This window comes from Noviherbaspirillum sp. Root189 (assembly GCF_001428545.1).
In the GTDB taxonomy this organism is placed as follows: Bacteria; Pseudomonadota; Gammaproteobacteria; order Burkholderiales; family Burkholderiaceae_D; genus Noviherbaspirillum.
The window spans coordinates 1-10,420 of the sequence record NZ_LMHZ01000053.1 but is presented as its reverse complement, the minus strand read 5'-3'; the positions used below and the strand labels follow the sequence as shown (position 1 = coordinate 10,420).

2 protein-coding genes and 1 pseudogene are annotated in these 10,420 nt (G+C 62.3%); all 3 read right to left on the bottom strand.

Features of this window, described 5'->3' with window-relative positions; genetic code table 11:
* The coding region (locus tag ASE07_RS30940) for a condensation domain-containing protein (RefSeq protein WP_057293119.1) at positions 1-651 on the bottom strand (651 nt) is incomplete at its 3' end.
* A 9-nt stretch (positions 652-660) separates the two neighbouring features.
* The gene (locus ASE07_RS29525) at positions 661-9,522 is read right to left on the bottom strand and encodes a non-ribosomal peptide synthetase (RefSeq protein ID WP_268793461.1); all 8,862 of its coding nucleotides are present in this window, start codon (positions 9,520-9,522) and stop codon (positions 661-663) included.
* A gap of 31 nt (positions 9,523-9,553) precedes the next feature.
* Positions 9,554-10,420 (bottom strand): annotated as a pseudogene (locus ASE07_RS30935) (AMP-binding protein); the annotation flags it as partial.

Sequence of the window (10,420 nt, the reverse complement as noted above, 5' to 3'; positions counted from 1 at the left end):
CGCCACCCGCGCATCGGGCACCACGCCAAGCTTGCGCAACTGGCGCGCCAGCCGGTTGGCCCGGGCATTGAGTTCGGCATAACTGACTTCGGCACCTTCATGCTTCAGTGCTACTGCTTGCGGCGACGCGACTGCCCTTGCCTCGATCAGTTCGTGGATGCAGGAACCCTCCGGATACGCAGCTTGCGTCGCATTCCACTCGACCAGCAGACGCTGCCGCTCGCTGGCGTCCAGCAGCGGCAGCGTGGCGATGCTTCGGCTGTCGTCTTCCACCATCGCCTGCAACACCTGCCTTAGGTAGCCACAGTACCGTTCTATCGTGCTGCGTTCGAACAGCGACGCCGCATAAACGATTCCACCGCCGATGTGGTCGCCGACCTCGCCCAGATACAGCGACAAATCGTGCTTGGCCGTCACGAACGGCACGCCCACCGGAGACACTTCCAGTCCCGGCAGGTCGAGCTTGCCTTCCTCCGTGCTCTGCCAGGTGAACGACACCTGGTACACCGGGCTGTGCGCGGTGCTGCGCGGCGGGTTGACGATCTCGACCACCTGCTCGAACGGCAGGTCCTGGTGCTGCTGCGCTTCCAGCGCCTGTTGCTTCACCCGCTGCAGCAACTCTGCGACCGTCGGCTGTCCGGACAGGTCCACNCGATCTGTTCACCTGGCCGTCACGAACGGCACGCCCACCGGAGACACTTCCAGTCCCGGCAGGTCGAGCTTGCCTTCCTCCGTGCTCTGCCAGGTGAACGACACCTGGTACACCGGGCTGTGGGCGGTGCTGCGCGGCGGGTTGACGATCTCGACCACCTGCTCGAACGGCAGGTCCTGGTGCTGCTGCGCTTCCAGCGCCTGTTGCTTCACCCGCTGCAGCAACTCTGCGACCGTCGGCTGTCCGGACAGGTCCACGCGCAGCGCCAGGTTGTTCAGGAAGAAACCAATCAGCGGTTCAAGCTCAGGACGCGCGCGGTTGGCGAGCGGCGTGCCCACCACCACTTTATCCTGGCCGGCGAGCCGTGAAAGCACGGTTATCCAGCCGGACAGGAGTGTCATGAACAGCGTCGTGCCGTGACGCCGGCAGAGTGCCTTGAGACCTTGAGAAAGCGATTCATCCAGCATTAGTTCGACCACTGCGCCGCGTCCATCCTGCAGCGGCGGCCGGGCATGGTCCGTGGGCAGTTCTAGCAATACGGGCGCGTCGGCCAGCGTCTTGCGCCAGTACTCGGCCTGTGCCTGCAAAATCTCTCCGGAGACCCAATGCCGCTGCCATACCGCAAAGTCCGCGTACTGGACAGACAGCGTCGGCAGGCTACTTCCATCACCAAGGAAAAAGGCTCTGTACAGCGCGCTGAATTCATTGACCAACACGCCCTGCGACCAGCCGTCCGAGACAATGTGATGCATGGTGACCACCAGAACGTGCTCGTCGTCGCAGATGCGGATCAGTCGTCCACGTATCAACGGTCCCGATATCAGGTCGAACTCGGCAGTGGCCTCCTCCTCGATCAGTCGCTCAAGGCTCGCCGCGACATCCGCGACGGTCTCAAGGTCATATTCCTTCAGGAGGAAGCTGCCGTCTTTGGCAATCTGCTGGACCGGCTCGTCGTCCACCATGGCGAAGCGCGTCCGCAGAATCTCATGACGCGCGACGATGCCATCAAGCGCCAGACGAAGCGCATCGATGTCCAGTTTCCCGCGCAACCGCAAACCCATCGGAATGTGATGTGCGCTGCTGCTGCCCTCCAGCTGGGCGAGGAACCAAAGCCTTTGCTGGGCAAACGAGAGCGGTAAGGGCCGGTTCCGACCCACCGGTTCCACCGCAGGAATGGCACCAACGGCCGCTCCTTGAACCACCTCGGCGAGATCGGCAAGTACCGGATGGTTAAACAGGTCGGTCACCCCGACATCTGTGGAGAACCTACGCACGATACGGGAGACGACCTTGACCGCCAGCAGGGAGTGGCCGCCAAGTTCGAAGAAGTCATCGTAACGGCCGACCTGTCCGATCGCCAGCACCTCGGCCCAGATTTGCGCCAGCTCATTTTCTACACTGCCGACCGGGGCGACGTAGGCATCGCCCGGCCGCCCTGACCGATCCGGCGCTGGCAAAGCTGCCCGGTCCAGTTTCCCGTTCGGCGTCAGGGGCAGGCTGTCGAGCCAGATGCAGGCTGCGGGCACCATAAATTCCGGAAGCCCGGCACGCAAGTGGGCACGCAGGCTCTCGATGTCAGCATCGTTTCCTTCGCGGCAGACACAATAGGCAACGAGTTGCTTGTCGCCGGTCCTGTCCTCGCGCAGAATGACCGCCGCCTCGCGCACCGCCGGGTGCTCCAGCAAGCGCGCCTCGATCTCACCTAGTTCGATCCGGAAACCACGTACCTTGACCTGGAAGTCGTTGCGTCCGAGGTACTCGATGGTACCGTCCGGCCGATAACGCGCCAGGTCACCGGTCCGGTACATCCGAGCCTCAGAATCGTCGGCGAATGGATCGGCAATGAAGCGTTCATTTGTCAACTCCGGTCGGTTCAGGTAACCGCGCGCGACGCCTTCGCCTGCGATGAAAATCTCGCCGATGACGCCAGTCGGGACCAGCTGATGCTGCGCATCGAGCAAATAGATCCGGGTATTGCCGATCGGCCGCCCAATGGGCACCGTCGCGCCTGTTTCGTCGCCGGTAATCTCATGGACAATACAGCCCACCACGGTTTCCGTCGGCCCGTATTCATTGACCATGCGCACGCCAGGCTGGAGCCGCTGCCACATGGCGACTGTGGCCGGTGCCAAGGCTTCGCCGCCAATCACGAACAAGTCGACATAAGTTGTCGCGTTCGCCTCGGCCACGCGCTGGCCGAGTGCATCGAGGTGCGCCGGGGTGATCTTTACCAGCCCGCAGCCGCGCGGGTCGCGCACCCGTTGTTCGAGTTGATCGAGTTCTTTGTTCTCGGCTAGTAGGTGGACGGTGCTTCCGTGAACCAGTGGGGTAAGCAGGCTGGTGATCGTCGCATCGAACGAGAGAGACGATGATACGATCGCCCCGTGGTCGGGGCAATAAGCCAGCCGCGCCCAGCACAGGTAGTTGGTGAGGCCCGAATGTTTGATCATCACGCCCTTGGGCAAACCGGTCGAACCCGAGGTGTAGATCACGTAGGCTAGGTTCTCTGCGTTCAGTCCGTGTTCGCGCGCTCCCGGATTGCTGTCTGGCTGCCTGGACCAGCGCCGGCGATCGGCTTCGAGGTCGATAATGGCCGCGTCGGATTCTCCCAGTGCCGCCCTGATCGACGCAAATGCCTGTGCGGAGACGCGATCGTGCGTCAGCACCGCGATCGGCGCACTGTCTCTCACCATGAAACCCAGACGTTCGGCCGGATAGGCAGGATCTAACGGCACGTAGGCACCGCCAGCCTTGAGCACGGCGAGCAAGCCGACCACCATGTCGATGCCGCGTTCCATACATATCGCGACGCGCGCCTCGGGGCCGACGCCAAGCTTCATCAAGTGGCGCGCGAGACGATTGGCCTCTCCATTGAGCGTGGCGTAGCCGACTTCCCGGCCTTCGCTGGCAAGCGCCACGGCCCCCGGTGTTTCCACGGCCTGTTCCTCGAACAGTTCATGCACGCACTTTTCCAACGGATAGGCTTCATACGTGGCGTTCCACTCGACCAGCATACGCCGTTGTTCCATTTCGTCCAGCAGCGAAATGCGGTCGACCTGCTGGTGTTCGTCCCGCACCATCTCGAGCAGGATGTTGTGCAGATAGCGTACGTAGCGTTCAACCGTGACTTGATCGAACAGCGCGCTTGCGAACTCAATCCCACCTACGATGCGGCCGTTGTTTTCACCGAGATTGAGCATCAGGTCGAACTGCGCTACGTCGTGCACCGAGCCGACCTGGGAAAGCGTCAAGCCGGGAATATCGAGCTCGTCTTCATCGTTATTGCGCCAGGTGAAGAGCGACTGGAACAATGGATTATGCGCCATGCTGCGCGGCGGATTGGCGATCTCCACCACCTGTTCGAACGGCAGGTCCTGGTTCTGCTGAGCCTCCAGCGCCCGGGCCTTGACGCGCGCGAGCATCTCTTTCACCGACGGCGAGCCGGACAGGTCCATGCGCAGCGCTAGTGTGTTGACGAAGAAGCCGATCAGCGGCTCGACCTCGGTACGAGTACGGTTGGCGATCGGTGTTCCGATCATCAGGTCCTGCTGACCAGACATGCGGGATAAAAGGATCGCCCATGCGCCGAGCAACGTCATGAACAGCGTCGCGCCATGTCGCTTGCTCAAGCGGTCCAGACCTTGAGACAGTTCGGGGTCGAGTTCCAGCGTGACAAAGGAACCGGCGTAGTCCTGCTGTGCGGGGCGTGGGCGATCAGAGGGAATGTCCAGCAGCGTGGGAGCGCCGGCAAGCGTACGCCGCCAGTAATCGCTTTGCGCCTGAAGCACGTCGCCGCTAAGCCAGCGCCGCTGCCACGCCGCATAGTCGGCGTACTGTACGGTCAGCGGCGGCAATCCGTCGTCCGCTCCTTCGACAAATGCACGGTACAGGCTGCTCATCTCTCTGGTCAGCACGCCCATCGACCAGCCGTCCGAAACAATGTGATGCATGGTGATCAACAGCACATGCTCATCGGCCGCGAGACAAATCAGACGGCCGCGCACCAACGGGCCAGATGCAAGATCGAAGGGTGCGCTCGCCTCCGTTTCGATCAACGCCAGCAAGGTGCTGTCTGTTGCAGACTGTCCGCGCAAGTCTTCTTCGACTATCCGGAAGCTGGCGTCCGGCGAAGCGATATGCTGCACTGGCGCGCCGTCAACCAGCCCGAAGGTCGTGCGTAAAGTTTCGTGGCGCGCCACCACCCGATCCAGCGCCTTGCGCAGGGCTGCCACGTCGAGCGTTCCTTGCAAGCGCAGGCCGATCGGAATGTGATAGGCCTGGCTTGCCCTTTCCATCTGTGCCAGAAACCAAAGGCGTTGCTGAGCGAACGAAAGCACCAGCGCTTGCGACCGGTCCACCGGCTCGATGGCCGGTAGCACGCTGCGCCGCGCTCCCTCCAGGGTGCGCGCGAGGTCGGACAAAACCGGATATTCAAACAACTGGGTCACGCTGAGCTCGATGCCCAGGGTTTCGCGTAACTGGGATACCACGCGCATGACCAGCAATGAATCTCCGCCCATGGCAAAGAAATGGTCGTGCCGTCCCACGCTCTCCAGTTTCAGCACATCGGCCCAGATCGCGGCCAGGGTCTCTTCGACCAAACCTTCGGGCGCGGCATAGCCGGCGGACGCGAACGCGTCCGCACCGGGCGCAGGTAAGGCCTTGCGATCGAGCTTGCCGTTTGCATTCACCGGCAGCGCGTCCACAATGACGTAGGCCGCCGGCACCATGTAGTCCGGAAGCGACCGCTTTAAGTGCTCGCTGAGTTCTTCGCTAGTGAGGAGCACTTCCTCCTGCCGTCCGCCTCTTTGCGGATCGCGACCAAACAGAAAATCGTAGAACGGAGTATGTCGGTACTCCTCGCGGTAGTGATGCGAACTGTAAACGAAAGGAAACACTTCGCCGTTCTGACGGATCAGTTCGCCCGACAAGTGGTAGTCCGGGTTGATGCCGTTGTCGCACAGCTTGCTGACGATGTCCACCCGGATCGTATCGCCACTGGTGACATCGATTCCCGGATAGAAAACGGGAAAGTACACCGGCAACCAGCAGTAACGATGATCGATGATATCGATCACTTCGTCGTGCGCGGTGTACAGGTTGAGCCAGACGAGAAAGCCGTCGATCCGGGCGTCGCGCGTGATCGTGAAACGTTCCTCGCGCCTGAACGCCGGATCGGTTTGAACCGTGTGATCGAGGTCTTCCAGCGTGCCGACGTTGGAAATTAGGTTTTGCCGGGTTACGCCGCTCAGGCACAGGCGGAAATCGAACTTGTAGCCTCGGTGCTCAAAGATCTTCTCGATGTACTGGGCACCTGTATCAGAAAAGTGGGGATCGGCAAGAAATTCGTCAGGCAAGGTGACGGCTGCAATCCGCGTCATCGTTCGCTCGGGGATCATCACGCCGTCTTCTTTCATGAAGCGCCAGGCGTTGTTGATCAGCACGCCCGCACCTTCGCAGCCGCCGATGGATCCGACGATCTCGGAGACGCAGACATCGGCCAGTTCGGGCAGTTCGACCTTGGTCGCGTCGCCATGGATCAGGATGATCCGTTCGCTCAGCCCCAGTTGTTCGATGCAGGCCTTCGCCTTCCGGTAGCTTTCCTCGAGCAACTCTATCGCGTACACCTTGCGCGCTCCCGCCTCCGCACAGAAGCGTGCGAGGATGGCGTCCTTGCCGGTACCGATTTCCACCACCACCTTGTCTCTGACCGCCCGGCCGATCGCCAGCTTGTAGCTTCGGTTGCGGCGCTCGTCGTTGGTCATCGCGAAATAAAGCAGGTCGTCGTAGACGAAGTACTCGGCGATTGACGGCCACAGTTCGATGCGTTGCAATGGCTGCGGAACGACGTAGGCAACCAGGCGCCGGTCGCCGGGCTCGTCTTCGCGACAAAGCACTACCGCCTGCTGTACGTCCGGATGCTGTGCAAGCCGTGCCTCGATCTCGCCCGGCTCGATGCGGAATCCACGCAGCTTGACCTGGAAGTCGCTACGACCGAGAAACTCGATGCAGCCATCCGCCCGATAGCGCCCAAGGTCGCCGGTCCGGTACATCCTTGCCTCCGGATCGCCGGCAAAGGGATCGGGCAGGAAACGTTCAGCACTCAGTTGTGGGCGGTTCAGGTAGCCGCGCGCGACCTGGACACCACCGACATGGATTTCACCAGCAACACCAACCGGAACCGGCTGGCCCTTAGCGTCCAGCAGGTAGATACGGGTATTGCGGATTGGGCGGCCAATCGGCGGCGCGGCGTCCTCCGCAGCATCGCAAAGATGCATTGCCGCGCAGACCGTAGTTTCGGTCGGGCCATAGGCATTTACCATGCGACGCCCAGATGCCCAGCGCTTGACCAACGCCGCGCTTGCCGCATCGCCGGCGACGACCAGCGTGCTCACCGTGCTCAGTGTCGCATCGTCCGGCATGGCCGCCAGCACCGCCGGCGGCAGGGTGACATGGGTAATCCCATGAAAATCGATCAGTTCGCTCAAGGTTTGTCCGGCCAGGACCACACCAGGATCGGCGATATGGAGGGTGGCTCCGGTGCAAAGCGTCACCGCAATCTCGGAGACGCAGGCATCGAAACTCGGCGATGCGAACTGCAATACGCGGCTTTCGCTATCGACAGCAAAGCCTTCCGCCTGTGCCACCACCAGGTTGCAGATACCACGGTGTTCGACCATCACTCCCTTCGGCTGCCCGGTCGAACCAGAGGTATAGATCACATAAGCAGTACTTCCGGCCGTCACTGCGACGGACGACTGGTCGGGATCGGTGGCCGTTTCATTCGCCCATTCGGGAGAGTCCAGTTCCAGGTCGAGCGAGGGAACGGCGCTTGCAGCCAGGCTCCAGAGCGCCTCTTCCGGCAGCGCGCCGCAGGTGAGGACCAGGACGGGGGCACTGTCCTGCAGCATGTAAGACAGGCGTTCCGGCGGATAAGCGGGGTCCATTGGAACATAGGCGCCGCCTGCTTTCAGAATCGCCAGAATGGCGACCACCATGTCGGTGCTGCGTTCCATGCACAACGCCACGCGCGCTTCGGCCCTTACGCCGCGCTTGCTCAGACGGTGCGCCAGACGGTTTGCAGCGGCATTGAGCTCGCTGTAGCTTAGGGTGATGCCGCCTTGCACCAGCGCAATCGCGTCAGGCGTAGCTGCTGCCTGACGCGAGAAGAGAGTGTGCATGCATTGATCGGCCTCGTACATGCATGCGGTGCTGTTCCAGTCATTCAGCAAGGCCCGGCGTTCCTGCTCCGGCAACACGTCGATGTCGAGCCAGGATGCGCCCGATGCGCTTTGCAATGCCTGCACCAGGCCCGCAAGAGCGGTCTTCATGTATGCGCACACCCGGTTCGGATCGACGGACTGCGGCACTTGCGCCTTCAAGCCAAACCCCTTGCCAGTATCGTCCACGTGGAATGTCAGCGGATAATTGGTCCTGTCCTGTCCGCCAAGAAATTCTATGCCCTCCCAGGCCTGCCGATCTTGGCTCGCCGATCGTTCCAGGGTATGACGGTAATTCAGCAAGGCGCTGAACAAGGGGGTCGGTGCCTCCACACCGCTGCAACGTTGGGCAAGCGTCAAAGGAGCATGCTCGTAGCGCAGTAGTTCGGCAAGCAAGGCGTGGGTACGGTGTACGGCTGTCTGTACGTTTTCTTCGTCGAGCTTGATCCGGACCGGGAGCGTGTTCATGAACAAGCCCAGCACGCGGTCGGCACCCTCGCCGCCCTGCATGCGTCCGAACAGCACGGTGCCAAACACTACATCGTCGCTGCCGCTGAGCCTGGCGAGTACTGCCGCCCAGGCCTGATGAAACAGGCTTGCGACGCTCACGCCGAGGCTGCGCGCGCAGTCATGCAATGCGTTTGACAGTTCGGATTCGAGCTCGTACTCGGCCTCGTCGATACCGGACCCATCTCCCTGGACATCCACCAGGCCGTAGGGTGTCGTCGGCTCGACGACATCGCTCAGCATGCGGCTGAAAAACGCCTTATGTTCTTCGCGATCCACACCGAGACGCGCCTGCGCAACGAAGTTGCGGAACGGAAGCGGTGCCGGCAGGCTGTCCTCCTCGCCCAGCAGGTAGGCCTGGATCTCGCGCTGGATTGCTTCCAGCGTCGTATGGTCAATCACGAGATGGTGAAAATAGTGCAGCATCAGCCAACCGCCACTGTCCATGTCGGGCGCGATGAAGGAACGCATCAGAGGCGCCCGGCGCACGTCCAGCCGGTAATGATCCTGCGACGAGACTGCATTCAGGTATTCGGCGGCATCGTCTGCCGTCGGGTCGATGACAATCTCTTCAATCACCAGTGGCGCCTTGCGCCAGACGACCTGTACTGGTTCCGGCAATCCCTCCCAGACAACTGCAGTGCGCAGGATGTCGTGCCGGGCGACCACCGCTTGCAGCGCATCCATGAACTGGTCGAGTCGTTGCCGCGTGGCGAAGCGATACAGGGTAGGTGCCACATAGACGTCACGGCGGCCCGCCATCAGGTGGTGGAACAGGATGCCTTCCTGCAGCGGCGCCAGCGGATAAATGTCCTGCACGTTGGAAGCACCGCCGGGTACGCTATCGGTCACGCGTCGGAGCTCCGCCTCTGTCAGGCTCACCAGGGGTAGCATGTCGGGATGGATTTCCTCACAGGCGGCAGGTATGCCATTCGGGGCGATCGATACCAGATCGCTGTTCGGGCTGACGGCCTGCGCCAGAGCGGCGACGGTCGGGGTGGCGAACAGCGTGCGCACGTCGACGTGCATGCTCTGCTGGCGCATGCGCTCGATCAGCGTCACCGCCAGCAGCGAATGCCCGCCCAGCTCGAAGAAGTGGTCATGCCTTCCAACCTGTTGAACGCCCAGCACCTCGGCCCAGATCGCCGCCAGCGTGGTTTCGACTTCGCCGACNGCGGCGACGGTCGGGGTGGCGAACAGCGTGCGCACGTCGACGTGCATGCTCTGCTGGCGCATGCGCTCGATCAGCGTCACCGCCAGCAGCGAATGCCCGCCCAGCTCGAAGAAGTGGTCATGCCTTCCAACCTGTTGGACGCCCAGCACCTCGGCCCAGATCGCCGCCAGCGTGGTTTCGACTTCGCCGACCGGTGCCTCGTACGCACGGACCGCATAGGCATCGCCGTCCGGCGCCGGCAGCGCCTGGCGGTCGAGCTTGCCATTCGGTGTCAGCGGCAACGCCTCCAGCTGCACATACGCCGCCGGCACCATGTAACCGGGCAGCGCCGCTTGCAAACTGACACGTAGCGCTTCAGTATCGAGCGGCGCATCCGCCGTCAGGTTAGGCGACCAGCCGCTTGTCACCCGCCCGGTCCTCGCGTGCGATCACCACCGCTTCACGCACGCCATCCTGCTCCAGCAGCTTCGCTTCAATTTCACCGAGCTCGATACGGAAACCACGCAGCTTGACCTGTTGATCGTTGCGACCAAGAAATGCGATGCTGCCGTCCGCCAGATAACGTCCCAGGTCGCCGGTCCGGTACATCCGCGCGCCCGGCTCGTCACTGAACGGATCGACCAGGAAACGTTCGGCCGTCAGGCCATCCCGGTTCAGGTAACCACGCGCCACYCCGGCACCGCCCACATACAGCTCGCCGGCCGCACCCTGCGGCACCGGCTGCCCGTACCCATCCAGCAGGTAGATGCGCAGGTCCGGTATCCGCTGCCCGATCGGACTCGGCCCGGCCTTTTCCGCATCCGCCGCCGTAAGCGGCCGGTAGGTCACATGCACCGTGGTTTCGGTGATGCCGTACATGTTGACCAG